The sequence below is a fragment of the Burkholderia sp. AW49-1 genome (assembly GCF_053427845.1).
The window spans coordinates 288,648-311,237 of record NZ_JBSAXF010000006.1; the positions used below are offsets into that span (position 1 = coordinate 288,648).

General features: G+C 64.0%; 23 protein-coding genes and 3 pseudogenes. 15 read left to right on the forward strand and 11 right to left on the reverse strand.

The genetic code is table 11. The features are described from left to right. Positions 1–20: 20 nt before the first annotated feature. Both ACV22W_RS12990 and ACV22W_RS12995 read right to left on the reverse strand, forming a co-directional pair. Positions 21–227, reverse strand: coding sequence for a hypothetical protein (locus ACV22W_RS12990; RefSeq protein ID WP_448019650.1), 207 nt, complete (start codon positions 225–227; stop codon positions 21–23). Positions 228–557: 330 nt separating this feature from the next. Continuing rightward, entirely contained in the window at positions 558–1,151 is a 594-nt protein-coding gene (locus ACV22W_RS12995) for an alpha-ketoglutarate-dependent dioxygenase AlkB family protein (protein WP_448019652.1), read from the reverse strand. 74 nt (positions 1,152–1,225) lie between these two features. Between ACV22W_RS12995 and ACV22W_RS13000 the strand changes: the two genes are divergently transcribed. Both ACV22W_RS13000 and ACV22W_RS13005 read left to right on the forward strand, forming a co-directional pair. Continuing rightward, positions 1,226–1,408, forward strand: coding sequence for a hypothetical protein (locus ACV22W_RS13000; protein WP_448019654.1), 183 nt, complete (start codon positions 1,226–1,228; stop codon positions 1,406–1,408). Further along, entirely contained in the window at positions 1,405–1,989 is a 585-nt protein-coding gene (locus ACV22W_RS13005) for a malonic semialdehyde reductase (RefSeq protein ID WP_448019655.1), read from the forward strand. The genes ACV22W_RS13000 and ACV22W_RS13005 overlap by 4 nt, the downstream gene beginning before the upstream one ends. 6 nt (positions 1,990–1,995) lie before the next feature. Here ACV22W_RS13005 and ACV22W_RS13010 read toward each other — a convergent pair whose 3' ends face one another. Next, the gene (locus tag ACV22W_RS13010) at positions 1,996–3,144 is read right to left on the reverse strand and encodes a metallophosphoesterase (RefSeq protein ID WP_448019656.1); all 1,149 of its coding nucleotides are present in this window, start codon (positions 3,142–3,144) and stop codon (positions 1,996–1,998) included. 501 nt (positions 3,145–3,645) lie between these two features. Between ACV22W_RS13010 and ACV22W_RS13015 the strand changes: the two genes are divergently transcribed. From ACV22W_RS13015 to ACV22W_RS13035, 5 genes are all read left to right on the forward strand, one after another. Further along, positions 3,646–3,936: a hypothetical protein gene (locus ACV22W_RS13015; protein ID WP_059698283.1), complete on the forward strand. Its 291-nt coding sequence runs from the start codon at positions 3,646–3,648 to the stop codon at positions 3,934–3,936. Beyond that, positions 3,933–4,982, forward strand: coding sequence for a multidrug transporter subunit MdtN (gene mdtN, locus ACV22W_RS13020; RefSeq protein WP_448019657.1), 1,050 nt, complete (start codon positions 3,933–3,935; stop codon positions 4,980–4,982). Before ACV22W_RS13015 ends, mdtN begins: the two co-directional genes overlap by 4 nt. Beyond that, entirely contained in the window at positions 4,963–7,023 is a 2,061-nt protein-coding gene (locus ACV22W_RS13025) for an FUSC family protein (RefSeq protein WP_448019659.1), read from the forward strand. The genes mdtN and ACV22W_RS13025 overlap by 20 nt, the downstream gene beginning before the upstream one ends. After that, a complete protein-coding gene (locus ACV22W_RS13030; RefSeq protein WP_448019661.1) occupies positions 7,010–8,557 on the forward strand; it encodes a TolC family protein in 1,548 nt (515 codons plus the stop codon). The genes ACV22W_RS13025 and ACV22W_RS13030 overlap by 14 nt, the downstream gene beginning before the upstream one ends. A 331-nt stretch (positions 8,558–8,888) precedes the next feature. After that, complete coding sequence (locus tag ACV22W_RS13035; protein ID WP_059526501.1) at positions 8,889–9,596, forward strand: MgtC/SapB family protein; 708 nt, start codon at positions 8,889–8,891, stop codon at positions 9,594–9,596. A 46-nt stretch (positions 9,597–9,642) separates the two neighbouring features. Here the strand turns inward: ACV22W_RS13035 and ACV22W_RS13040 are convergent, their stop codons facing one another. Next, complete coding sequence (locus ACV22W_RS13040; RefSeq protein ID WP_448019663.1) at positions 9,643–10,362, reverse strand: autoinducer binding domain-containing protein; 720 nt, start codon at positions 10,360–10,362, stop codon at positions 9,643–9,645. A 73-nt stretch (positions 10,363–10,435) separates the two neighbouring features. Here ACV22W_RS13040 and ACV22W_RS13045 point away from each other — a divergent pair, with 73 nt between their 5' ends. From ACV22W_RS13045 to ACV22W_RS13060, 4 genes are all read left to right on the forward strand, one after another. Continuing rightward, the gene (locus ACV22W_RS13045; RefSeq protein ID WP_448019664.1) at positions 10,436–10,879 is read left to right on the forward strand and encodes a DUF4902 domain-containing protein; all 444 of its coding nucleotides are present in this window, start codon (positions 10,436–10,438) and stop codon (positions 10,877–10,879) included. Positions 10,880–11,087: 208 nt separating this feature from the next. Beyond that, entirely contained in the window at positions 11,088–11,696 is a 609-nt protein-coding gene (locus tag ACV22W_RS13050) for an acyl-homoserine-lactone synthase (RefSeq protein ID WP_448019666.1), read from the forward strand. A gap of 52 nt (positions 11,697–11,748) precedes the next feature. Further along, a complete protein-coding gene (locus ACV22W_RS13055) occupies positions 11,749–12,582 on the forward strand; it encodes a hypothetical protein (RefSeq protein ID WP_448019668.1) in 834 nt (277 codons plus the stop codon). 284 nt (positions 12,583–12,866) lie between these two features. Beyond that, positions 12,867–13,229 (forward strand): glyoxalase, encoded by a 363-nt coding sequence (locus tag ACV22W_RS13060; protein ID WP_448019669.1) that lies wholly within the window; start codon positions 12,867–12,869, stop codon positions 13,227–13,229. Here ACV22W_RS13060 and ACV22W_RS13065 read toward each other — a convergent pair. The 3 genes from ACV22W_RS13065 to ACV22W_RS13075 all read right to left on the reverse strand — a co-directional run bounded on the left by ACV22W_RS13065 (position 13,219) and on the right by ACV22W_RS13075 (position 15,260). Beyond that, positions 13,219–13,788 (reverse strand): GNAT family N-acetyltransferase, encoded by a 570-nt coding sequence (locus ACV22W_RS13065; RefSeq protein ID WP_448019671.1) that lies wholly within the window; start codon positions 13,786–13,788, stop codon positions 13,219–13,221. The two genes, ACV22W_RS13060 and ACV22W_RS13065, sit on opposite strands and share 11 nt — an antisense overlap. A 272-nt stretch (positions 13,789–14,060) precedes the next feature. After that, on the reverse strand, positions 14,061–14,513 hold the full coding sequence (locus ACV22W_RS13070) for a hypothetical protein (protein WP_448019673.1): 453 nt from the start codon (positions 14,511–14,513) through the stop codon (positions 14,061–14,063). Between the two features lie 66 nt (positions 14,514–14,579). Then, on the reverse strand, positions 14,580–15,260 hold the full coding sequence (locus ACV22W_RS13075) for an SOS response-associated peptidase family protein (protein ID WP_448019675.1): 681 nt from the start codon (positions 15,258–15,260) through the stop codon (positions 14,580–14,582). Between the two features lie 81 nt (positions 15,261–15,341). Between ACV22W_RS13075 and ACV22W_RS13080 the strand changes: the two genes are divergently transcribed. Next, positions 15,342–15,797, forward strand: coding sequence for a hypothetical protein (locus ACV22W_RS13080; RefSeq protein ID WP_448019677.1), 456 nt, complete (start codon positions 15,342–15,344; stop codon positions 15,795–15,797). 438 nt (positions 15,798–16,235) lie between these two features. Here ACV22W_RS13080 and ACV22W_RS13085 read toward each other — a convergent pair. Then, positions 16,236–16,367, reverse strand: a pseudogene (locus ACV22W_RS13085) (PD-(D/E)XK nuclease domain-containing protein); the annotation flags it as partial. A 156-nt stretch (positions 16,368–16,523) separates the two neighbouring features. On the opposite strand from ACV22W_RS13085, the gene ACV22W_RS13090 reads away from it, so the two are divergent. Beyond that, entirely contained in the window at positions 16,524–17,309 is a 786-nt protein-coding gene (locus ACV22W_RS13090; protein ID WP_420483877.1) for a hypothetical protein, read from the forward strand. Between the two features lie 307 nt (positions 17,310–17,616). On the opposite strand, the gene ACV22W_RS13095 is transcribed toward ACV22W_RS13090, so the two are convergent. Together ACV22W_RS13095 and ACV22W_RS13100 are read right to left on the reverse strand one after the other, a co-directional pair. Further along, on the reverse strand, positions 17,617–18,033 hold the full coding sequence (locus ACV22W_RS13095) for a hypothetical protein (RefSeq protein ID WP_448019679.1): 417 nt from the start codon (positions 18,031–18,033) through the stop codon (positions 17,617–17,619). Between the two features lie 61 nt (positions 18,034–18,094). Then, positions 18,095–18,371: pseudogene (locus ACV22W_RS13100) on the reverse strand (transposase); the annotation flags it as partial. Positions 18,372–18,580: 209 nt separating this feature from the next. Between ACV22W_RS13100 and ACV22W_RS13105 the strand changes: the two are divergent. Together ACV22W_RS13105 and ACV22W_RS13110 are read left to right on the forward strand one after the other, a co-directional pair. Further along, entirely contained in the window at positions 18,581–21,070 is a 2,490-nt protein-coding gene (locus tag ACV22W_RS13105; RefSeq protein WP_448019681.1) for a DUF6531 domain-containing protein, read from the forward strand. Next, a complete protein-coding gene (locus ACV22W_RS13110; protein ID WP_448019682.1) occupies positions 21,067–21,579 on the forward strand; it encodes a hypothetical protein in 513 nt (170 codons plus the stop codon). Before ACV22W_RS13105 ends, ACV22W_RS13110 begins: the two co-directional genes overlap by 4 nt. 137 nt (positions 21,580–21,716) lie before the next feature. On the opposite strand, the pseudogene ACV22W_RS13115 reads toward ACV22W_RS13110, so the two are convergent. Next, a pseudogene (locus tag ACV22W_RS13115) lies at positions 21,717–22,533 on the reverse strand (IS3 family transposase); the annotation flags it as partial. Positions 22,534–22,590 lie beyond the last annotated feature (57 nt).

Below are 22,590 nucleotides of genomic sequence, written 5' to 3' on the forward strand. Positions count from 1 at the left end.
ACGGGACCGGCGTGACGGCATCAGGCCGTCACGGCGGCGCCATACTCGGCGCGCGCGAGCTGGCCGGCGGCATAGGCGTCGGCTTCGCCGCGGAAGCCGTCCGTGCTGAATGCGACGACTTTCACACCGACGCCGGATGCCCGCTTCACCGTCAGCGCCCATTGCCATCCGCCGTCTTGTTCGAAGACGTGCAGCGAGGGTTCGAGGGATGAGTCCAGTACGGTCAAGGGTTGTGCTCCTGCCCTGCGCGTCGCATCGGCCACGCGTCGGGCATGTCGAAAAGATGCGCCGGTTCGCGGCGCGTTTCAGCCATTCGACAGTCTAGTCAAGGAATGTTGCGACGCACCATCAGGGCTTACACCTGCCTATCAGAACCCGGCGGTCGATGAAATCCACCCGAAATCCTTATGGCACGGGCCTCACGGGCCGATTTCCGCCGCACGCACACCAGGTGTGCGGCAACGTGCCGCATGGACGATCATTTGGCTCGGTGAGGTGAAAAACGGGTCGCGACCCCGGGCGGCGAACCATCCGATCCGGTGCGCCTACGCGCCCGCCTACGCCGTCACCACCCGCCGGAACGTCAGGTTGATCCGCTCGCCCTGCACGGCCGGCGCCTTCGGCACGCGATGCTGCCATTCGGCCTGCGTGCGGCCGCGCATCACCAGCAGGCTGCCGTGCGTCAGCCGGTACGCATGCACGACTCCGGTCGCGCGATGACGCAGATCGAACACGCGCATCGCGCCAAGGCTGACCGACGCGATCACGGGTGCGTCGCCGAGTTCCGGCTCGTTGTCCGCATGCCAGCCGAGACTGTCCTGTCCGTTGCGATAACGATTGAGCAGCACGCTGTTGAAACGCGCGCCGCAGGTCGCCTCGACCGCACGCTTCAGGTCGAGCACGGCCGGCGTCCACGGCGCGGGCACGTTGCGGATTCCCGAATACACGTAGACGGCGTCGGGCTCGCCCTGCCACGCGGTGAGCCGCGGCAGCGGAATGCGTCCGCGTGGCGTACGAATCGTGTCCTGCCGCCACGCGACCTCGTCGACCAGCGCGGCCAGCACGCGATCGGCCTCCGTCGGCGCGAGCCAGTCCGGGTACCAGTCCACGTCGGGCGCGGGCGTATCGGCAAAAAGATCGGGCGTCGACATGTCGAAATCAGGCCGGGATGAACGATGCGGGCAGAACCATGTCTGCATGGTAGCCAACCGCGACGCGCGCCGCCATGCGCTGTCATTCCGGCGCGTCACGCATCCGCGCGCTCGCATCGCCGATCGCGAAGCCGGTGCGTTTTCGCGTGGCACGCTATCATCGCGCCGTGTCGCAGCGCGCCCTTACCCAGGGCGCTGCGTTCTTCCGCAATGCCGGCCGGCGCGACCCGGCCGATTTCTTCCAGGACCCGCCATGACGCTCTCCGATTCCGCCCTCGACCAGCTGTTCCGCACCGCGCGCACCCACAACGCATGGCAGGACAAACCCGTCGACGACGCGCTGCTGCACCGGCTGATCGACCTGACGAAATTCGGCCCGACGTCGGCGAACTCGAGCCCAGCGCGCTTCGTGTTCGTCAAGTCGCCCGAAGCGAAAGCGCGCCTGAAACCTGCGCTGTCCGAAGGCAATCTTGCAAAGACGATGGCAGCACCCGTCACCGTGATCGTCGGCATGGACTTCGCGTTCCACGAGCACCTGCCGCGCCTGTTCCCGCACGCCGACGCGCGCAGCTGGTTCGCCGGCAACGACGCGCTGATCGAAGCCACCGCGTTCCGCAACGCATCGCTGCAGGGCGCCTACCTGATCCTCGCCGCGCGCGCGCTCGGCCTCGACGCGGGCCCGATGTCGGGCTTCGATGCCGCCAAGGTCGACGCCGAATTCTTCGCGGGCACCGCGATCCGCACCAACTTCCTCGTGAACCTCGGCTACGGTGACCCGGCGGGCCTGTTCCCACGCAGCCCGCGCTTCGAGTTCGACGATATCGCGCGCATCGTCTGAAGCGCGTCAGCGGCCGCATGCCAACCGGATCAGCGTGATTTCGGATGGCACGCCGAAACGGTTCGGCGGCCCCCAGTAGCCGGTGCCGCGGCTGGTGTAGAGCCACATCGCGCCAAACCGGTTCAGTCCGCCAATCACCGGCTGCTGCAGGCGCACGAACGGGGGCCACGGCAGGAACTGGCCGCCGTGCGTATGGCCGGACAGCTGCACGGTGAACCCGGCGCGGCTCGCCGCTTCCGCGCTGCGCGGCTGGTGCGCGAGCAGGATCTTCGTGGCGACGTCGCGCGGCGCGCCCGCGAGCGCCTGCTCGGGGTCGCTGCGATGCGCGGGATCGAACCCGCCCGCCGTGAAATCGGTGACACCCGCGAGCACCGCGCGCGCACCGTCGTGCTCGATCAGCACGTGCTCGTTGAGCAGCACCGTCAAACCGATCCGCCGGAACTCGTCGATCCATGCGTGTGCGCCGGCGTAATACTCATGGTTGCCCGTTACGAGGAAGCTGCCGTGCCGCGACTGCATGCGGCCGAGCGGCGCCGTGTGCTCGCGCAGCCGCTTGACCGAGCCGTCGACCACGTCGCCCGTCACGACGACGAGATCGGCCTCGAGCGCATTGACCGCGCGCACGATCCGCTCGATATAAGGCCGCTTGATCGTCGGCCCGACGTGAATGTCCGACAGTTGCACGATCGTCAGGCCGTCGAGCGCGGCCGGCAGCCCGTCGACCGGAATCGACACGCGCTTGACCGCGGCCGTGCGACGCGCGCCGACGAATCCGATCGCGCTGATCAGCACCGCGCCCGCCAGCACGCCGAGCGCCGTGTCGGATGCCGCGCCGCTCCAGGCGCCGTCATGCCCCAGATGCCGCCATGCGACGACGCCGAGCAGCACCGGCTCGCGCAGGAACGTCAGCACCAGCAGCGACGAAAAGAAGCCCATCGCGATCGAACCGGCCCAGCCGGCCAGCGTCGCGGCCCAGCCTTCATCGAAGCGGCGCGAGAACATGCCGACCGGAATCAGCACGACGAAGCTCGCCAGCACCAGCGCCGCGAACGTGCGCGCGAGCGGCGACGCGAAGGCGTCGGGAATGATCCGCAGCCCGACGTACAAGTGGAACAGCACGCCGATCGCAATGAACCGGACAAAGAAACTTCGCATGGAACGCTCATCCTCGTTGCGGTACCGCTTCCGCGCCGCGCATCGGACGGGACCGTGCCGTCAGGTCTCGTCACGCGTCACGCGTCGCGCTCTTCGCACGATGGTACACAGATACCGGCCGGCACGACCGGTCACGACCACGGCGGACGCGCCGCGCGGCCCGAACGCGGATTCATCCGCGGTTGCGCGCCAATTCCGCATTCGGCTCGCCGATTCCCGCTTCATCGGCAGGCAAACGAATCGGCCCGGTATCGACTGACGATCTTTTACAGTCCGTCAGCAGCCCTGCCAGCGCATGCGCTGGCAGAATCGCGAACCGCCATCGACCGCATCGAAGCGCGCGCCGGGTGGCCCCGTGCGCGCTGCAGGCACGCCGGGCATCGCTGGCGGTCCGCATCGCGCTGATTTATGATCGGCTCCGTATCGCGGAATCGTCGTCGCGGCGACGGACCGCATTGCGCCGCGCCCGGCATTCACCTCCAACGTCGAGCTCGTCACACCATGAGAAAAACAACGCCGCGCGCGCCCCTGCGCGCCGCCGCCCTGGTGCCAGCCCTGCCGCTCGCGGGCTGCACGTCGCGCGGCGCACCGTCGTACGTCCTGTTCGGCGCGTATTTCCCGCTCTGGCTCGTCAGCGCGATCGTCGGCATCGTCGGCGCGATCGTCGCGCACCGCGTGTTCGTCGCGACCGGCTGGGCCGCCACCGTGCCCTACCAGCTCGCCGTCTGCACCGCGATCGGGCTCGTGGTCGCCGTGATCGTGTGGCTCGCCGGCACGGGGCCGTTCGCATGAAGGCCGCCGGCATCGCTCGCCCGTCCGTGAAAGGCCGCGTGATCGCACTGGCGATCGTCGCGCTCGGCATCGCGGCGCTCGCGTACGCGTACCACCGCACGACGGCCTACCCGTCCACCGACGACGCATCGATCGACGCGGACGTCGTGCACGTCGCGTCGCCCGTCGGCGGCAGCATCGTGCAGCTCGCGGTACACGAAAACCAGCGCGTCGCGAAAGGCGACCTGCTGTATGCGATCGATCCGGTGCCGTACCGGCTGACGGTCGCGCAGGCGCAGGCCGATGTCGAGCTCGCCCGCGCGTCGCTCGACACGCGCCGCCGGTCGCTGATCGGCGAGCGCTCGAACGCGGCCGTGGCCGCCGAGCAGGTCAAGCGCGCGACGCAGAATCACGATCTCGCGACGCGCGACGTGAACCGGCTCGCGCCGCTCGCCGCGCAGGGCTACGTCAGCGCGCAGCAGTTCGACCAGGCGAAGGTCCGGCAGCGTGACGCGGCCGTGTCGCTCGCGCAGGCGCAGGAACAGCAGCGCTCGTCCGCGCAGACGATCGGCGACGACGCCGACGCGATCGCCACGCTCCATGCGCGCGAAGCCGCGCTCGCCCGCGCTCAGCACGCGCTCGACGATACGGTCGTGCGCGCGCCGCACGACGGGCTCGTGACGGGCCTGACCGTGCTCGCCGGCGAAACCCTCGCGCCGAACCAGTCGATCTTCACGCTGATCGATGCGAGCGAATGGTTCGCCGTCGGCAATTTCCGCGAAACGTCGTTGAACCGCATCGCGGTCGGCGACTGCGCGACCGTCTATTCGATGATCGACCGCAGCCGCCCGCTGACGGGCAAGGTCGTCGGCATCGGCGCCGGCATCGCGGACAGCGATCGCATCAACCTGCCGCGCACGCTGCCGATCGTGCAGCGCTCGGTGAACTGGGTGCACGTCGCGCAGCGCTTCCCGGTGCGCGTGAAGCTCGACGAACCCGACGGCAAGCTCGTGCGTGTCGGCGCGAGCGCGATCGTCGAGGTCCGGCATGGCTCGGCCTGCCGCTGAAGTCCGCTCGCCCGGCCCGCGCGAAGTCCTGCGACTGCTCGCGCCGTTTCCGGGGCGCGCCGCGATGGCCGTGCGGGTCGCGCTGATCTGCGCGCTCGTCGTGCTCGTGACGAGCGGCTACGGCACGCCGGAAGCCGCGATCTCCGCATACGTCGTGTTCTTCCTGAATCGCGCCGACCGCGTGACGAGCGTCGTGCTCGCGGTCGCGATGCTGCTGCTCGTCACGGTCGTGATCGCGCTCGTGATCGGCGTCGCGATCTTCAGCATCGAGTATTCGGTGCTGCGCGTCGCGTGCATGGCCGTGCTGTCGGTCGGGCTGCTTTATCTCACGTCGGCGAGCAAGCTGCGCCCCGTCGGCGCGATCCTCGCGATGATCGTCGGCTTCGGGCTCGACGAGCTCGGCCTCGCGCCGGTCGGCGAAGCCGCGACGCGCGCACTGCTCTATGCATGGCTGATGGTCGCGATTCCGGTCGGCGTCGCGATCGTCGTCAACCTGCTGATCGCGTCGTCGCCGCGCAAGCTCGCGCTCGCGCAGCTGGCGAAACGGCTGCGGCTCGCCGCGCGGCGGCTGCGCGGCGACGAAGACGCACGCACGGCCTTCGACGCGAGCCTGCGCGAAGGCGACAAGCAATTGCTCACGTGGCTCAAGCTGTCGACGCTCGAAGGATCGACGCGAGCTGCGGATGCACCTGCGCTACGACAGGCCATCGCGTCGAGCACCGCACTGCTCGTCGCAGTCGCGCTCGCCGACCGCGAACCTGACGCGAGGCTGCCCACCGCATTCGCGGAACCGGCCGCGGCGACGCTCGACGAGATGGCCGGCATCCTCGAACAGGGCGGCTATCCGGTCGACGTGACGCTCGCACTGCCGCCGGCCGATACGCTGCCGTCGCTCGCGCACGTCGTCGCAACCGACCTGCATGCGGCCATCACGCATTTCGCCGAGCCGACCGCACTGGCTACACCGGCCGCGGCACCGACCGACGCATCCGCTTCGCCGACGAACGCGCCCGCCGCACCGCCCGCGCCACGCGGCGGCTTCTTCCTGCCGGACGCCCGCACCAACCCCGACCACATCCGCTACGCGCTGAAGACGACCGTCGCGGCGATGTTCTGCTACCTGCCGTATTCGCAGCTCGACTGGGCGGGCATCCACACCTGCTTCATCACCTGCTACATGGTGTCGCTCGGCTCGACGGCCGAAACGGTCGAGAAACTCACGCTGCGGATCGCCGGCTGCATCGTCGGCGCGCTGATCGGGACCGCCGCGCTCGTGTTCGTCGTGCCGGCGCTGTCGTCGATCGGCGAGTTGATGGCCCTCGTGTTCGTCGGCGCGTGGCTGTCCGCGTGGGTCGCCTTCGGTTCGCCGCGCATCGCGTACGCGGGCTTCCAGGTCGCGTTCGCGTTCTTCCTGTGCGTGATCCAGGGCGCGGGCCCCGGCTTCGACCTCACGCTCGCGCGCGATCGCACGATCGGCATCCTGCTCGGCAACGTCGTCGTGTATCTCGTGTTCACACGCATCTGGCCCGTCAGCATCGGCAAGCAGGTCGACGTCGCGTTCGCGGCGCTGCTCGACCAGTGGCGCCGTATCGCGCAGGTCGTGCAGCCGGCCGAACGCCGCACGCTCGCCGCTGAAGCCTTCGCGCGCCACGGCGCGATCGCGCAGGAGCTCGGGTTGATCCATTACGAACCGTCGTGGGTGCGCCCCGCCGCCACGTGGCTCGCGACCCGGCGACGCGCACTTGCGGAACTCGGCGCGCTCGAAGGCCCGCTGTTCCTGCTCGCCGAACGCACGCCGGGCGATGCGGCGATCGGCGCGCGGCTCGCACGCGTGGTCGAACTGCGCGACGGCGACCCGATTGCCGACGCCGCTTCGGCGCCACCGTCGTCGACGGCAGGCGCAGCAATCGCGCCGGCCGCCACCTCCACTGATCCTGCACGCGACGCGCTGCTCGACCTGATCGACACGCGGCTCGCGCACATCGCCGACGCCGCGCGTTCAGCCACCCCGAAGGAGCCTGCCCCTCATGCGCGTCCCTGAACCGCCGGCCGCGCCGATCGCCGCCACCGTGCTCGCGACGGCCATCGCGCTGACCGGTTGCGCCACGTCGTCGGTCGATCTGGCGCCCGAGGCGCCCGACCGCCCGTGGCAGCCGCAAACGTCGGCCGCCGGCGACATCGTGCCGGCCCCGCCGCTTGCGTCCGCGCAACGTGCGCCGCACGACTACACGCTGCCGGCCTGGCCCGCGCTCGCGTCGGTGTCGCCCCCCGCCACGCTCGACGCCGCGCATCCGTATACGCTGCCCGAGCTGATCGATCTCGCCGAATCGACGAACCCGCTGACCCGCATCGCATGGAACGATGCGCGCAACGCCGCGCTCGCGGTCGGCATCGCGAAGGCCGCGTACCTGCCGAACCTGTCCGCGACCGCGATGGGCGCGTACCAGACGAGCCACGGCTCGACGTCGACGATCCTCGGCGACGCGTCGAGCAACACGACCGTACACGGCACGATCTCGGCGCTGTCGCTGCAATGGCTGCTGTTCGATTTCGGCGGCCGCGCGGCGCGCGTCGAGGCGGCCGAGCAGGCGTCGGTCGCATCGAACGTCGCGTTCACGGCCGTGCACCAGCAGGTGATTCACGACGTGACCGTCGCGTATTACCGCTACGAAGCCGCCCGCTCGCGCGCGGCCAGCGCCCAGCAGGGCCTGGTGAACGCCGACGCGATCCTCGCGGCGTCGCGCGCGCGGCTCAGGCAAGGCGTCGGCACCGTCGTCGAACTCGCGCAGGCGACGCAGAATCGCGCGCAGGCGAATCTCGCGCTCGTGCAGGCGAACGGCGCGGAAAGCGACGGCTACCTCGCGCTGGTTTCCGCGCTCGGCATCTCGCCGCTGTCGAAGCCGTCGATCGCTGCGCTCCCCAGGCGCCCGCTGCCGCCCGCGCTCGCTTCGTCGGTCGACGCGATCGTGTCGGACGCGATCGCGCGCCGCCCCGACCTGCAGGGCGCGTATGCGCTCGAGCAGGCCAACCGCGCGAAGATCAAGGCCGCGCAAGCCGCGTTCATGCCGAAAATTTTCCTGTCGGCCTCGACGTCGTATGCCAGCGGCGGCACGGCGATCACCGCGCTGCCCGCGATCGGCGACCAGGCGCCGACCGTGAACCTGAACGGCAGCCGCTACGGCGGCGGCGTGTTCCTCGGCGTGACGATCCCGTTGTACGACGGCGGCCTGCGCTCGGCGGTGCTGATGCAGGCGCGCAACGATGCGCAAAGCGCGTCCGCGCGCCTCACGCGGACCAAGGAGGAAGCCGTCCGCCAGGTCGTCGCAGCGCAGAACGCGGTGCAAACGAGCCTCGCGTCGCACGACGCGGCCAAGGCGCTCGTCGATGCCGCGCAGACGAGCTACGACGCGGCGCTGACCGCGTACCGCAACGGCGTCGGCTCGGTCACCGATGCGACGATCGCGCAAAGCCAGTTGCTCGCGGCCCGCAATGCGGAAGTCGACAGCTACACCGGCGCCCTGTCGGCCGCCGCCGCGCTCGCGCTCGCGACGGGGACGATCGGCGCGTCGCAATGACCGTCGCAGCGACGCACCGGCCGTTCGCGGCCGGCCGCCGGACGGGTTGACGCCCGCGCGGGCAGCCCACTAGAATGCCGCCCATTCTTCCTTCAGGAACCATCGTGGACAGTTGCAGCACTCCGTTGCGTGCGCCGCTTGCCGCCTGAACGCCTGTCCGACGCAGTTCTCCTGCCGCGGCTCGCGTTCCGCGAGCCCGCACGCCCCCCGTTTCACACTGAATGACGCATTCGCGCGGTACAGTACCGCGCGACGACGGCCATCGTGCCGCGTTCGGCCTCACGCCGCCGCGACGCGGGCCGGCATGCGCACTTGGCACGGCAGGACAAACATGACTCTCGATTTCGCACTCCGTCTTTTCACTGCGTTCGCCTGCGGCGTCGCGATCGGCCTCGAACGCCAGATGCGGCAGCGCACGGCGGGCCTGCGCACGATCACGCTCGTCGCGAGCGGCGCCTGCCTGTTCGTCACGCTCGGCGTGCTGACCGGCAACGGCGTGGCCGGCGTCACGCAGATCGCCGCCTACGTCGTGTCGGGCGTCGGCTTTCTCGGCGGCGGCGTGATCATGCGCGACAAGGGCTCGATCCAGGGCATCAACACGGCCGCGACGCTGTGGTGCTCGGCCGCCGTCGGTGTGCTGGCCGGCTCCGGTCACTTCGTGCCGGCACTGGCCGGCACGGGCGTCGTGCTGCTCACCAACACGGTGCTGCGCGGCGTCAGCCAGGCGATCAACGCGACCCCCGTGTCGAACGCCGATCTCGTGCGCGAATACCAGATCACCGTGATCTGCCTGGCCGACGACGAAGTGCACATCCGCACGCTGCTGTCGAATGCGATGTATGCGAAGCCGCTGTCGTTCCAGAGCCTGACGAGCGAGGACGTGCCCGAGCAGCCGGACCGCCTGAAGGTGACCGCGACGCTGAAGCTGCACCCGAAGGATCAGCAGAAGCTCGAGCAGATCGCGAGCCGGATGAGCATGGAGAAGAGCATTTCCAGCGTGAGCTGGACCGCGAAGGAAGCCGAGCCGATGATGGAGTGAGCGGCGGCGGCCGGCGCGGCACGACCGCCCCGCGGCCAGCGCCGGGTCAGGGTGTATCGATGAGTCCGGCCGCGATCGCCTTGACGACCGCCTGGACCTTGTTGGTCGCACCGAGTTTCTCGAGGATGTTGTTCACGTGGAAGTTGACCGTGCGCTCCGAGATGCAGAGGATCTGGCCGATCTCGCACGCTGTCTTCCCTTCGGCCGTCCAGCACAGCACCTCGCGCTCGCGCGCGGTCAGCGTGACGCTCGACTCGGGCGACAGCTTCGGCACCATGAAGCGGCTCATCAACGAATGCGACAGGTTCGCGAGCCAGTTGGTCTGCAGCGTCAGCATGTTGATCTCGGCCGGCGTGAGCCGGTCCGCATGACGCGCGATGCTCAACAGCCCGAACGCGCCGCGCGCCGCCCAGCTCGACTGCGCGACGCCCACCGACAGCCCGTAGTCGCGCGCGTCCTGCCACAACGGGCACGGATCGATCCGGTCGACGTCCGGCCAGACGATCATGTTGGTGTTGAGCGCGCCGTCGCGAACCGTCGAGTCGATCTCGATGTAGTTCTGCGCCTGATAGTGCGCCATCCAGCCGTCCGGATACGTATTGAAGATCGCCACGGCCGGCTTCGACACCGGCAGCGGCACGCGAATGCCGTAACAGCAATATTCGAAGCCCAGGCGTTTAGAATAAGCGGCGATCCGCTGGAAGAGCTGCTGCTCATCTTCCGCGGCGCTGAATTGTTGGTAGGCATCCTGCCAGCGCAGTTCCATTCATTCTCCGACAACGTTACGCTGTCATACCTGTCAGGTGCCAGCACCGGTTCGGGGCTGATACATTCCGCGCATGACTTCACCTTTGTTGCATCCGGTCCGCGGCCCGTCGCCGGACGGCTACGTGCGCCTGTCCGAAAGCGCACTGGCCGCGCTCATGCTCGACCACGTCGCAAGCGGCCTCGATGCGTCGCTGCTCGCGGAACTGCGCGACAGCGCCATCGACGCGCGCCTGGCCGGCTACACCGAATGGCATCGCCCGGCCAGTGCCGGCGTCGCATACCTGACGGTCGGCTGGGACTGGTATCTCGAGCGCGCGACGGGCACGTTCGTGATCGCAGGCGGCGATGTTCGCAGCAACATCATGGCCGTCGATGCCACCGGCGCCGACCTCGGCATGTTTCGCACCGCCGCCGTGCTCGCCGCGCGGCTCGCACACGTCGATTGGCCGGCCGCGGTTGCGTCGTCGCTGCTCGGTCGCAACGACGCCTATCATGCCGGTCCCACGCTCCAGTGACAACCGGCCGCGCTTTCCTCTGACTTTTCCGCAAGACTGGCGCTCTTTATAAGCAAAAGCCGCCCGTATTTCAATCCCGCCGATCAAGAAACCGATACCAGCGGTCGAATGGTATCGGCCACCCCTCACCCTGTAAGAGTTACTAGTTACCCCCCCTCGGGACGCGCGATGTAATGCGTGCATACCAAAGTACAGATCCGAGGACACCATGCGGACCTTCGTTCACGAGGAAGGGCGGTTGCCACACGAACTTGCAGCGGATCTCGGGCGCTATCGGCGCCGCGTGTTCGTCGAACAGCTCGGTTGGGCACTCCCGTCCGCGAACGAAAGTTTCGAGCGCGACCAGTTCGATCGCGACGATACCGTCTACGTGTTCGCGAGAAACGCCGGCGGCGAAGTGTGCGGATGTGCGCGCCTGTTGCCGACCACGCGCCCGTATCTGCTGAAGTCGCTGTTCGCCGATCTGATCGCCGACGACGTCGCGCTGCCGCAATCGGCAGCCGTCTGGGAGCTGTCGCGGTTCGCGGCGACCGGTGACGAAGGCGGCCCGGGCAATGCCGAGTGGGCCGTCCGCCCGATGCTCGCCGCGGTCGTCGAATGCGCGGCGCAACTGGGCGCGCGGCAGCTGATCGGCGTGACGTTCGCGAGCATGGAGAGGCTGTTCCGCCGGATCGGCGTGCACGCGCACCGGGCAGGCCCCCCGAAACCGGTGGATGGCCGTCTGGTTGTCGCGTGCTGGATCGATATCGATCCGCAAACGTTTGCCGCACTTGGAATTGAGCCGGGACAGGCTGCCCGGCAGGCCATCGCCGCCTGAGCCGGAACGCACGCAGTCCGGCCGGGCGGCATCGTAACGAAGGAGAACCACCGTGGACCAGTCTCAGGTCTTTCGCGCGATGATGCCCGGGTTGACGGGTGCCGGCGGCGCCCGCATCGCAGTCACCTACCCGTCGTTTCCACGGCCGCTGCCGCTCGTGCGGCTCGATCGCCACGGGCTCGTATTCCGGGCGGCCGGCGCCGCCCCGCTCGTGTGCGGATTGCCGCGCGCGGCGACGCTGCTGGTCGCGGACGAGCCGCTCTGCTCGCTGCGCCTCGTGATCCGCGACGTCGCCACTGTCGGCGACGGCCGGCACGACCTGACGATGCAGCCGTCCGGTGCCACCGGCGATGAATTGCTGTGGCACGCGTTGCGCGACCGCGAACCGTACCGGCAGACCGGGCAGCCACTCGCGCCCGTCGATGCGGCCATGGCACCGAACGGCGAGCCGCAGGTCGCCGGCGGCGGCGCGCAGCGTCCGTCGCGCAGTGCGGCGTTCCGTCTGCGCTGCCACAGCGATGCGCTGTTCTTCGCCGACTGGCTCGAATATCACTTCGACGAGCTGCGCGCGCTGTCGCAACGGCACGGGCCGCAATTGCAGCTCCAGCAGTTGCAGCGACAAGTCACCGACCACGAGGTGGGTGTGCGCTTCCTGTACGACATCGACGGACATGCGACGCGGCACGCACTGACCGACTGCGCGCGCGAGGCCTGCACGTGGATCGAGACGGAAATGCGCGACAAGTACGCGGTGCCGGTCGCGCAGGAGCGGTTCGGCGCGTTTGCCGCGCGCGCAGGCGGGCGGGTCGTGAATGCGCCGGCGGCTTCGCGGTTACGCGACGGCCTCCGCGCCAAGGGATGCCGCTTTTTCGACAGGGCACTGTGACACACCGGCAAGGGCTTGATGGCGCACCGCTCCTTCCTTGTCAGGAAGGCCCGGCAGCGCTGCGTTGCACAATTACAACTAGGGCTTGCCAGCCCTCGGGTTTTCCCTTAAAGTTACATCCGTCTCCTCCATGTCTCCAAACATGGATTCAGCCCGCTCCAGCAGCGGGCTTTTTCTTGCCTGGGTGATTTGTGAGGGCCATATCGCCGCCCCCATATCCGCTCGCAGCACGCGCGTGCCCACCCCGACGGCTTACCCTCGGCGACCTCGCCAGAACCCAACGGATGTACCGCGACGCGTTCGCGTTATCAGTACTCGCACGCTTCGACGATCGCGATGGTTACTACGGCGTGATGCCTGGATGCGAAAGACTCGACTATCACTTTGAATTCGCGCACTGTCCTGCGCATCCGGTCGCCACGTCGCCGACGGCCCAAGACCTGATCGCCTTCGATCTGCCCGACTGCCCTGCATGGGAAGCCGCATGCGCACGCGCCGCCGCGCACGGCTGCATGCGCGTGACGTCATTCAATCCGTTTGGGATGCATCCGGACAGACGTCCGAGGACGCAGACGGCTACCGGATCGCGCTGCAGAACGCGGAATGGCGTTGGCGGGCAGGTATGCCCGGGCCCCGTTACGTACTGACTTGGCCGTCGAGACGAACGGACGTTGCGTGCGCGACGAACACCACATGTTGCCGGAGTGCATGTCCCTGCGGCAATGCAGGATGATCGAAATCGCGCAAGGGCTGCCGCGCCATCCCAAGCCGCTGCGCCACGTGCCGCGATCGCAGGTTGGCGGCGGCCGTCCACGCGAAGATCTCGCCGAGCCCGATCCGGACGAATCCGTCGGCCAATACCGCGGCGGCCGCTTCGCCAATATGGCCATGCCCCCACGATGAGCGGGCCTGGCGCCACATGATCTCGACACACGGCGCCATCGGGTGCTCGTCGCGAACTTCGCGCGACAAACCGCAGAGCCCGATCAGCGCGCCATCCGCACGACGCTCGATCGCCCATACACCGAAATCGTGCGCATCGAAATGCGCGTCGAAGCGCACGATGGTGGCCTCCGCCTCATCGACGGACATCGGGCCACGCGCGAGCCACGCGGTCACATCGGAATCCGCATGCATCGCGGCCAGCACACCGGCATCGTCCGGGCGCCAGCGACGCAATGTCAAACGTTCGGTTTCGATCTTCAATGGCGGGTCAACCGTGATCGGGACGAGCAGGAGGCACGGGATGCTCGCAATCGGCGCCTACGCCGGTAAGGAATTTCGACGGTCGCAAGAACCAGCGACAGGATTTGAATTCAGCGCACGACGCCCGCACTCGGGCACCCGCACGTCGAACGCGATTACTCGTTTTCCTCGAAGTAATATCACGCCCCGCCACACGTGAGCGCAATACAAAAGCTACGCCAAAACTTACGCTACGAGTCGTGGCCTTACGAAGCGCTCAACGAACATAGCTTCTAGTTCGCAGCGTCTTCCAAGCGAGGAAATTGGTCCACCAGCGCTGCGGCCCCGTCTTGCCACCATTGCCGGAAGCGCAGAAGTTGCTCAGTTGGACTGTCAGCGAATTTCGGGTGCATTCCTGCAGCCCGCGCAATTAGCAGCATCGCATCGATTTGAGTTGCTTCAATTTCGTCGAAATTTGGATCCCCTGCGTGCTTCAGTTGGTTTCGAACGTGGTTCAACGACCGCCCAATTGCTTGCTGGTCCAGCACCGGAAGATCCGAAGCGTTCCACATATCAGCCAGCTCGTCGAGAGCCGTTTTTATTCCCTGTCGTTTCAACAAGGCGCCGAATATCTCCTCTGCCGCGCCGGCCAGTGTGCACGCACAGACATAGTCTTTCCGATCAAGAAACTGCCGGATCGCCTCATCCAGTTGGATTTGCGCCAATTCAGACTTTCTGAATTTCATGAAGCGTCCTCCCGATGGAAAACCCGTTTCTCGTCAAAGCTACCTCGACCGAACGGACAAATCAACTTAACGATCGGCAGCCGGCTCGGTCGTCATCTCATCCGCTGGGTACAACTGCAACATCGCGCGCGCAGCGTCGACGTTCGACGTCGTCAGCCATTCCTCCCAGTCGTCCGGCCGCAAGATCGCAACGGCCCGCTTCTCGTCGCCAGGTTTGTGCATTCGGGAAAAGATCGGGTGTCCCTCGCCAATCACCGTAATCATTGACATCGTGTGATGCTCGGCGCCGTCCGGACGTTGGAGCGGCCGCCAGATGCCAGCGACGCACATCGTACGCCAGTCAGCCAGGCCGATCCGATGCCACACATTCTTTCCCGTCTCATAGCACGGCTCATAGATCCAGTCAGCCGGAATCAGGCAGCGGCGGCCGGCGCGCCACGCCGGACCGTACAGCGGCGACTTCCCGAGGTTGTCGTCGCGCACGTTCATCGTGCTGCGGATGATCGGCGGCTTCCGGCCCTGCTCCTTCGCCTTCTCTACATTGGCCTTCTGAAGCGCCCGCGGCCAAAATCCGAAGCCAGCGATCAACGGCTTGAGCTGCCCGTCGACATTCGCGACGATCGGAGCGTCATAGTCCTGGTAGATCTCTGGCTTCCAGGGGAAACGACGATATAGGTCGCTGAATGGCTCGATATGGAGTTCGCGGATCTCGAAGTCCTCATGCGGTGCCCGGTAGTTCGTACACATCGCCGCTCCCCATTTATGAGACTTGACGAGCCCATCCTACCGCGAGATACACTGTACATCCATACAGCATCGCATCTCGTCATGAAACCGCGCTGGGCATACACGTGGGAGTACACCCACCTCGAGTCAGGGGAGCGCCGTCGTACGTATGTCCCAGTCACCGCTGGGGAGTTTCAGTGCCTCACCGGGCAGTTTCTCGATGAGTCGGACGCCCGTCCGATCGAGGAAACGAAAGTCGATCGTAACGTCGTGCCGCTGACCGATCCGTACCGAAATTGCGCACGTGTGATGCCGGAGTTCGTGGCGCCAACCGAGACCGAACTGCGCGAACTCTGGCGGGCCAACCACGACCCGGAAATCCGACGCCTCATCCTCGAAATTGTGACGCTCCGGAAGTCACTTCAGAAGGTCATGGACTGGTGGGAAGGCGCGAATCGCGATTCCACGGATTATGGTGACCTCGGGGGTCCGTTCGGCCCCTTCCGCAAGCTTTACTTCTTGCTACGCGATGAAATGCGACGTGCCGGGCTGATGTAGCAATGCAAGGCCGCAGATCGCCGTGGACTGCTATCGGCCGAGGCTGTGTGAAAACTCGAGACTATCCGGTTTTCGAGTGTCGCTTTACCCCTCCCGAACCGCTTCGAAACCCGTACGTGGCGATCTGGCGAGCCGAGTTTGTCGGCCGGTGCGTTCGGCGCGGGTTTTCACACAGCCTCGGCCAGAAGCGGACCCTCGGCCGATGCGTTGCGCGGTCATCCAAAGGGCAGTTGCACTCAGCAAGCGGGCGTTCAATCGACACGCGTAGGCGTCGCGTGATATTGAGCTTTGTTCGAAGCCTGCGCCTGTCCGCCTAGGTGATCGTAATCGCTCTTCTTTTCAGATTCGTTCGTCATGGCTGGTTTATTGCATGTTCGGGGCATATGCATGCAGCCGCAAACATGAGACTCGGCCGGGGGCGGTGGCCCACACGGCGCATCAGACTCTTCGGCTAGGCGTGTTGGTTCCCTCATAGTTCAGGCACCAGCCTTGTGGCCGGATATCATCAAAATCAAGTTGAAGCACACCGTACAGTAGATCCTGAAAGGCGTACTCGTCCGTTATCTCAAGCGTTTGCCTCGATCCAAAAAATCGAGAGTTTTATAGGCCGTTGATTTTCTATCAATTTTTAGCGAAACTTCTATATGAAAATCGCCTACCCGTAGTTGAAATGGGATAGATCGATATATATTGGCCCAATCTTATACCCTCTGGTCGGAGCATTCTATGTCGCATCATGCGCAGGTGAAGGTTCGAGCAGTTGCCATCTTCACGGTTGCTGTTATTGCGCTGTCGGGCTGCGCTGCCACGCCGCCAGCCCCACCTGATCCGCAGCAGCAGCTCGTCATCACCACGCGGGACGACAACGTGCGCTACACCAAGGCGTTAAATGCGTATCAAGCCATGGTTCGCGAATCCAAGGCCCACAGCCGTGCCCAGATACTGGAAGCCTATCAAGACCTGCTGTTTCAATACTCCGTCGCTACGACAGGTTGGGTCCGGGTCGTCTACCCGACAGGGCCGCAGACCTTGCCGCCAGCGTTACGACCATTTCCCGCACCTACTGGAACTCCCACGCTGGCGGATGTGAATCGGAACTATGAGCACGCGCTCGAAATCAACGTCGCCGTGTGGGAAATCGGTAAGGCGGCAAATTGGGGCAAACCATCGAAACAAGGCATACCGAAATACACCGGCCCGCTGGTGTTCATGCCCGTTGCGCCGCCGCTGCCGCCCCTGCAGGAAGCGAGCGATCCGAAGTTTGCGCGGCTGGTTGCCATGACCAAAAAGGTTGAGGATGCCCAGAAAAAGGATCTCATCACGCAGCAAGTCGAGGTCGGCCAGGCACTAAGTGCGTCTCGAGCAATGGGGTCCGCACGTTCCTCAGAGGGTGACGCCTTTAACCCGATGACTGGCCGACCGTATGCGACGCAGCAGCAGCCACAGCCACAAGAGGTTCAGCGCTGGTGCACGTGGTCCACCCCAGGAGTGAACGCCCGCGTGCCCTGCTGAACGCAAACGCTTGATCGGACTGTGTCGGCTCCCCAGGCCGAAGGTTTGCATCAGCGGGGGTATTTGCTGATTTCCGATCCCACCTGCGGATGCCGAGTGAACGATGCCGATGCGCGGCAGAAAGCGGCCCTCGGCAACCGGCACCGCAAATGACGACTCAGGGTCGATCTGCGCCGGTCGCGCGTTGCAGGGCGGTGGCCGGCCGCGATCGACCATGAAGTGCCAGTCGCCAGCAGCATCTTGCTGTCGTTCGAGCGTCGGTGGCTCCCTGAACATCGGACGTTCACGTTTAATTCACACAAACCACTCAGGTTCTATTGGAGACGATTTCTGCAATTAGCGGCCTCGTGTATTTTTCAGCCGGGTCTATGTTACGTTCGCCCGATCGATAATATTCGCCCGCGTCGAAGGCCAAATAGATCTCCCAGAACAGATGGGGCCAAGTATCGCGATCAACCAGTACGTCAGAATATAGCCGTCCAGCTAGAAGATTTACGGCCCCGTCACAAAACCCGTATGAGAGTTGGCCGTAGTGGTATCCACAGGCAAGCTTAATGGCGATCGCATCGAACCTCTCTGGCAACACCTCTCCTTGTGAGCCCATGCATTGCTTTAGACATACCTCGGGTATCGAAAAATCATCGTAATTTCCCGGATAGCAGGCGTACAACAAATAAACGAATTTATCGACATCGAAGTCGGGGGACTGTTGAACATTATTCATAGCATAATTCGATAGCTAGTAGCGCTCTCAACACGTAATCTCGGCTAATTCCCATCGCCAGTGCCGTTATCCCTTTGCAAAGTACGCGACGGCTTTTTTAGAATGTCGCGTTCCTCGGTCATGCGCTTGAGCTCGGCCTTCAGTCGCCGAACCTCGGCGCTCTGATCCAGCTCCGCCTGCCGCACGACGTCGGGCCTGCCAAACTTCAGCTTCCATGCGTAAAGGCTGTGGGTCGTGATGCCCAAACGCTAGGCCACCCCTACCACCGAATGACCCCGTTCGGTTACATGTTTGACTGCCTCGATCTTGAACTCATCCGTGTACCGCTTGCCGCTCATCCTGACCTCCTCGGTTGCCATAAATTATGGCTCGAAGATGTCTACGAAAGGCTGGCCGGTCCACTTGCGACTGTGAACGGTACCGCCAAACGCTGAGAAAATCACTGGCCAATCGAACTTTCTGACTTGTCAAATTGCACCAATCAATTGGTCGAATACAATCTTCAAACGCTGTAGTTTTATAACAATACATTCCAACAGAGCAAATTATGAAAAAAAACCGCTCGTCGCATGGTCTTGCGACTTGTATGGTTCGTATTTTGGGGGCATTTTCGTTATTTTTGGCCGCCTTTGATGCAAACGCAGACGGCGGCTGTTGGGCGCTCTATGCGCGCTCCAGTGCTACGCCGGGGACGCCAACATGCCGTCTTGATGTAGTCAGCACTGCTCCGGGTGGAATGGGCGACTACGCATGCCTCAATGACATCGAGTCGATTGACGCATGGTGTGCCAGTTCCGCGAAACCTGATCTTGATTCTCCGGAACCCGATTTAAGTTGTCCGGTTGCCGACCCGGTGTATCCCGGTAGCGGTGCGGTCACGCTGACGGTGGCTGACTTCGTCAGCGGTGACGATTTGCCGATGCTCTTTACGCGCACGTATAACTCGAAACGAATCGCGAAAAATGGTGGCCCGATGGGGGCAGGCTGGTTCCATAGCTGGCAACGTCACCTTGAACTAGCGAATGCGAACGACGGCAGTGCGCCAAAGGTCGTGGCATACCGTGAGAATGGTGAGCCTGTCACATTTAACTGGTCGGCAGGCTCGTGGCGCACGCCCGGTTTTACTGGATTGGCGCTCTCGCAGAACGCGTCTGGCTGGGCACTAACGGACCTTCAGACGGAAACCGTCGAATCGTATTCGGTGCGAGGTGTCCTGCTCTCCGAGGAGACGAAAACACGGATTACCCGCACTCTGGCCTACGATGCATCAGGGTTGCTGTCAACAATCAGCCAGCATGCCGTAGGCACGATGGAGAGCATGGATGTTACGCTCCGCCTCGACTACGACGACCAGCGGCGCCTGTCGAGCCAGACCGATCCCCTGGGGCATGTAACCCGGTACGGCTACGACACCAATAACAATCTCATTTCCGTCACGTGGCCGGATGGCAGCGTGTATCGGTATGCTTACGAAGATTCGCGCTTCCCGAACGCCCTGACCGGAGAAGTCAACGAAGTCGGCACGCGCATCGCAACATGGACATATGACGAGAAAGGCCGCGCGACCACAGCCAGCCACCCCGATGCAACGCGCAATGTGCAGTTTACCTACAACGCAGGTTCCACGGTAGTCGCCGGCAGCAAGCGGACCACCACGATAAACATATCGTCAATTGGTGGCATGCTGCGCCCTACGGCCAGCATGTCGACCGAAGGTAATGCCATCAGTGCATGGGACGTATCCGGCAAACTTGTAAAGGATACCGACGCAAGTGGTGGAACGTCAGAATACAGCTATGACGCCGCCGGACGTCCTGTCAAATCGATTATCAAGAACCGCTCAGGTACATCAGTATCCACGATTCGCTATGCCGATGCGACGAGCCTGCGCCCATCGATGATTGCTTCGCCGAATCTGATTCAGTCTTTCGTCTACGACTTTGCCGGAAACGCTACAGGCATCAGCGAGATGCCGACCAGTGATCCGACTGGGGCCAGTGGATTCGCCGCCCTGAAGGCTGATGGCCTTGCGACGATGGCTTACGGGATGACGTACGACTCGATGAACCGGATTTCGTACGTTCTACAGACATCGGACGGGAAATGGACCGGACAGTGGGGAGTCATCCGTGACTACACCGGGAACGTCTATGGCATCACCCAACACGGAAAGACGCTGTACAACACGAAGATGATGATGCGCGACGCTGCACACCGGGTTGTGCATGGTCGCAACCCGTCGGGTGAATTTGATATCGAGTACGACCTGCGTGGGCGAATCAGCGCTTTCAAGTTCAAGGAATTCGCGAGTTCGGAAAATGGCGGCGTGCGACGCCTATTCAAGGTGGCATTCGGTTTTTCGCCCGACGGTCGGGTCACCTCACGTACCGGAACCGTTGCCACGAATGGTAGCGCTACCGACCTGAGCGACGGACCGGCTATTCCAATCAGCGATGAAGAGATCAACCAATGGATCGATAACTACAACTATGGCGATTCGCCGGTTGGACCGCTGGCTATCGTCCTGCGTGCTCGCGCACTTTCTGGCGGCCCTTCGTTCCTTGCGTCGACTGTCTGCAACGACTGCCATTTCTCGGCAGGCTTGGGTGGAGCCGCGCGAGGCATTGCTTTTGTATGGAAGCTCATTAAAAATCCAGCCCTCAAACACGGCATCGGGCAGGGTGCGAGGAAGGCAGCGCAAGCTTGGGAACGCGTCAAGCAGATGTGCAAGCCCGCTGCCGAGACGGAGGTCGACGGGATTCCGCCAGGACGGATTACGTCGGAATATACTAACAAGACGATAGGTCGAAGCACCAGGAATATCGAAACAGACGTACCGAGAGCCGAGTTTGAGGCCAACTTGCGCAATAATGGATGGGCGCATACGCTATCCAAGGATGGGAAAGCGGACATCTTTACAAAAAATGGAGCACGATACGTCGTCCGAAATAAATCGAACGCTGGCATGCCTACCGCTGATTTTTATCCGGCTGGAGCACCCGGCTACACACTTAAGATACGGCTTCCCAAACCATGAAGATCGATTTCATACGCGAGCGGAACGAGTTCATGCTGCTGTGGCAGCGAGCGATCGAAGAGGTGGAATTGCTTCGCAGCAAGCCACTTACTGATTTGCTTTTTTTTGATTCGAGTGACCTTCAGTCTCAAAAGTTCTTTGAGTTGATTCGGCACTTGCTAGCGTTGAAAGGGACGAAGGACTTCGCAACATTGGTATTGAAGCCAGATCCGTTTGGTTACTTTCATTTTCATTTTGGGAAGTACCCGGGCTTCATCCATCGAGCACACAATACTGACGATGAGTTCCTCTGGTTTATGTGGGAAGATCCGGGAGACAGTCCAGCCGACGCACTTGGAGTCAATTCGCAGCAATATGCCGTGTTGCCGTTGCCGGGAGACTGGGTCATGTTCGGAGACAGGTCATGGGATATTGGCGTTCTTTACGGACCGCCGGATATTATGGAATGTGCAAAGCTTTTCTATCCGTTTTTTATCGAACCGCCACTGGGCTTCCGCATCGAGCTATAAAGACGCAAAGGAGAGCGATTGGTTGGCAACTTTCCACGCAAATACTGGCGGGCATGCAGGGTGGACTCAACCGGTCGTCGCAACACCTTAATCCAGGAGGTGTTTCATGGTTCGTCCATCGAAGTGGATACAACAGTTGACGAGGCGAGGAGCGATGCGCTCGCCAAATCCAGGATCGCCGCCAGATATAACCAACCCTCGCCGGTCCTCACGAACGTGATGTCGCTTACCCAGGCTTGATTGGGCCGCCAGCCGTCGAAACGCCGATCCAACAGATTCGGCGCCACCGGCAAGCGATGCGTCGAATCCGTCGTCACCCGATACGGGCGCTTGTAGACCGGACGTAGCCCCTAGCGTTGCAGGCTGCGACGCACGCGCTCGGCGCTCACCGGCCGGCCCTGAGCACGCAACTGCCGCACGATTCGAGGACGGCCATAGCTGCCGCGGCTGGCACGATGAATGGCGGCGACCTCAGCGTCCAACATGGCATTGGCCAGTGCCCGCCGACTTGGCTCCCTGCCGCGCCACTGGCAATAGCCGCTGCGCGACACACCCAGAACCCGGCAAAGCCGACTTACGCTGTACTGGTCGCGATGTGCGTCAATCCAGGCGTACCTCGCCGCGCCCCCTTCGCGAAGTACGCCGTCGCCTTTCGAAGAATTTCGATATCCAGCTTTGCGCTGGCCAGTTCCTTACACAGACGGCTGTTCTCGGCCTCTAGGTGCTAACCGGACGACGACTTGAGCTCGGTGCACTCGACGCCGGCGCCCCTGCGACCTGCGCACTGCCATCGCGCTGATCACGGCACCAGTTCCCCAGCGTCGCCACCGGCACGCCCAGCCTGCGAGCGGCTTCATGCTGACCGACGCTCTCAGCGAGCCGCACCACCTCGACCTTGAACTCCTTCGTATACTGCCGTCTGGGTACCACGTGCTCTGCCATGTTCTTCTCCATACAGGCAAAAAGTTATCAAACTTCTTGCTGTTCGTGGAATCGAGGCAGGGTCAGCCT

What these genes read in the sequence shown, in the direction of transcription:
- ACV22W_RS13010 (WP_448019656.1), bottom strand. Translation starts at nt 3,144, where the DNA reads ATGCGAAGTTTCTTTGTCCGGTTCATTGCGATCGGCGTGCTGTTCCAC.
- ACV22W_RS13090 (WP_420483877.1), top strand. Translation starts at nt 16,524, where the DNA reads ATGTCGCATCATGCGCAGGTGAAGGTTCGAGCAGTTGCCATCTTCACG.
- ACV22W_RS13060 (WP_448019669.1), top strand. Translation starts at nt 12,867, where the DNA reads ATGTACCGCGACGCGTTCGCGTTATCAGTACTCGCACGCTTCGACGAT.
- ACV22W_RS13040 (WP_448019663.1), bottom strand. Translation starts at nt 10,362, where the DNA reads ATGGAACTGCGCTGGCAGGATGCCTACCAACAATTCAGCGCCGCGGAA.
- ACV22W_RS13110 (WP_448019682.1), top strand. Translation starts at nt 21,067, where the DNA reads ATGAAGATCGATTTCATACGCGAGCGGAACGAGTTCATGCTGCTGTGG.
- ACV22W_RS13005 (WP_448019655.1), top strand. Translation starts at nt 1,405, where the DNA reads ATGACGCTCTCCGATTCCGCCCTCGACCAGCTGTTCCGCACCGCGCGC.
- ACV22W_RS13030 (WP_448019661.1), top strand. Translation starts at nt 7,010, where the DNA reads ATGCGCGTCCCTGAACCGCCGGCCGCGCCGATCGCCGCCACCGTGCTC.
- ACV22W_RS13105 (WP_448019681.1), top strand. Translation starts at nt 18,581, where the DNA reads ATGAAAAAAAACCGCTCGTCGCATGGTCTTGCGACTTGTATGGTTCGT.
- ACV22W_RS13095 (WP_448019679.1), bottom strand. Translation starts at nt 18,033, where the DNA reads ATGAATAATGTTCAACAGTCCCCCGACTTCGATGTCGATAAATTCGTT.
- ACV22W_RS13045 (WP_448019664.1), top strand. Translation starts at nt 10,436, where the DNA reads ATGACTTCACCTTTGTTGCATCCGGTCCGCGGCCCGTCGCCGGACGGC.
- mdtN (WP_448019657.1), top strand. Translation starts at nt 3,933, where the DNA reads ATGAAGGCCGCCGGCATCGCTCGCCCGTCCGTGAAAGGCCGCGTGATC.
- ACV22W_RS13025 (WP_448019659.1), top strand. Translation starts at nt 4,963, where the DNA reads ATGGCTCGGCCTGCCGCTGAAGTCCGCTCGCCCGGCCCGCGCGAAGTC.
- ACV22W_RS13015 (WP_059698283.1), top strand. Translation starts at nt 3,646, where the DNA reads ATGAGAAAAACAACGCCGCGCGCGCCCCTGCGCGCCGCCGCCCTGGTG.
- ACV22W_RS13035 (WP_059526501.1), top strand. Translation starts at nt 8,889, where the DNA reads ATGACTCTCGATTTCGCACTCCGTCTTTTCACTGCGTTCGCCTGCGGC.
- ACV22W_RS13070 (WP_448019673.1), bottom strand. Translation starts at nt 14,513, where the DNA reads ATGAAATTCAGAAAGTCTGAATTGGCGCAAATCCAACTGGATGAGGCG.
- ACV22W_RS13050 (WP_448019666.1), top strand. Translation starts at nt 11,088, where the DNA reads ATGCGGACCTTCGTTCACGAGGAAGGGCGGTTGCCACACGAACTTGCA.
- ACV22W_RS13000 (WP_448019654.1), top strand. Translation starts at nt 1,226, where the DNA reads ATGCGCTGTCATTCCGGCGCGTCACGCATCCGCGCGCTCGCATCGCCG.
- ACV22W_RS13075 (WP_448019675.1), bottom strand. Translation starts at nt 15,260, where the DNA reads ATGTGTACGAACTACCGGGCACCGCATGAGGACTTCGAGATCCGCGAA.
- ACV22W_RS13080 (WP_448019677.1), top strand. Translation starts at nt 15,342, where the DNA reads ATGAAACCGCGCTGGGCATACACGTGGGAGTACACCCACCTCGAGTCA.
- ACV22W_RS12995 (WP_448019652.1), bottom strand. Translation starts at nt 1,151, where the DNA reads ATGTCGACGCCCGATCTTTTTGCCGATACGCCCGCGCCCGACGTGGAC.